Here is a 520-nt window from a genome sequence, read left to right as displayed (position 1 = left end):
GGCCGGTGCGCTCGGCTTTGAAGCGCTCGGCGCTGGTGGGGGTCTTGGCTCCGGTGCCGTCGCCGGGCTTGAGCTGGCGCAGGTCCATCTCCTGTTCGATGCGGCGGCATTCGGCCTGGGCCTTCTTGAAGTCGTAGTTCATCCTCGGGCGGCGCAGGTCGCCTCGGACCATGGTGGCCAGGATGTGGATGTGGTCGTCTGCGTGGCGCACCGCGACCCAGCGGCAACCGTCCGGGTCGCCTTCGGGGGCGAGGTTGACGGCTTGGACCAGGCGGCGGGCGACGGTGTTCCACTCGGCGTCGGTCAGGGTCCGGTCGCCGGGGTCGGTGCGTACCGAGCAGTGCCAGACGTGCTCGGCCGGTGCCTTCGTCCCGGCCTGCTTGACCCGCAGGTCCAAGGCTGCGGCGAGCCGGGCCAGCGTGACCTTGGGGTCGGGGTCGGGGCTGGTGTCGCGGCCGGGGTCGGGGGCGAAGCCGTCCCAACTGCCGACGAGGTGGGGGTCGGTGTGCTCGTCGCGTTT

Annotated in this window: 1 protein-coding gene; it reads right to left on the bottom strand. The window is 71.7% G+C overall.

What is annotated here, in order from left to right:
• On the bottom strand, positions 1-520 hold a 520-nt coding region (locus RB628_RS41290; protein ID WP_412180809.1), incomplete at both ends, for a relaxase/mobilization nuclease domain-containing protein.

This window comes from Streptomyces sp. ADMS (genome assembly GCF_033441795.1).
Taxonomy (GTDB): domain Bacteria; phylum Actinomycetota; class Actinomycetes; order Streptomycetales; family Streptomycetaceae; genus Streptomyces.
This window is presented reverse-complemented; position numbering and strand designations above follow the sequence as displayed.